This is a genomic window from Chitinophaga sp. 05T412, assembly GCF_056396465.1.
The window spans coordinates 1-481 of record NZ_JBFTLN010000078.1 but is presented as its reverse complement, the minus strand read 5'-3'; the positions used below and the strand labels follow the sequence as shown (position 1 = coordinate 481).

The 481-nt window shown below is 46.2% G+C and carries 1 tRNA gene and 1 rRNA gene; both read right to left on the bottom strand.

Going from position 1 to position 481, the window contains the following annotated elements:
* Positions 1 to 59: 59 nt before the first annotated feature.
* Positions 60 to 134 (bottom strand) — tRNA-Ile (locus AC1DFM_RS34750).
* Positions 135 to 343: 209 nt separating this feature from the next.
* A 16S ribosomal RNA gene (locus tag AC1DFM_RS34745) occupies positions 344 to 481 on the bottom strand; the annotation flags it as partial.

Here is a 481-nt window from a genome sequence, read left to right as displayed (position 1 = left end):
GACCCCCTGCGTGCAAGGCAGGTGCTCTAGCCAACTGAGCTAATCCCCCGTAATCATTGTAGACCCGAGCAGATTTGAACTGCTGACCCCTACATTATCAGTGTAGTGCTCTAACCAGGCTGAGCTACGGATCTGTCTATTTAGTCAAGGTTGGCGGATACTATCTCACTAACCGATCCAGTCCATAACCAACTTGGCTTAATAAATTAAAAGAACTTGAAAAACTTGAAACATTACTGTTTTCAGTTTTCTGCTCTATYCGCTTTGGCGTGTAGCCATCTGCGTTAGTAGCAAATAAATTAAAAGAAGGAAACAACAGCTTACTCAGGTTAATGAGCTCTAAAAAGGAGGTATTCCAGCCGCACCTTCCGATACGGCTACCTTGTTACGACTTAGCCCCAATTACCGATTTTACCCTAGGCGGTTCCTTGCGGTTGCCGACTTCAGGTCCCCCCGGCTTTCATGGCTTGACATGGCTTGA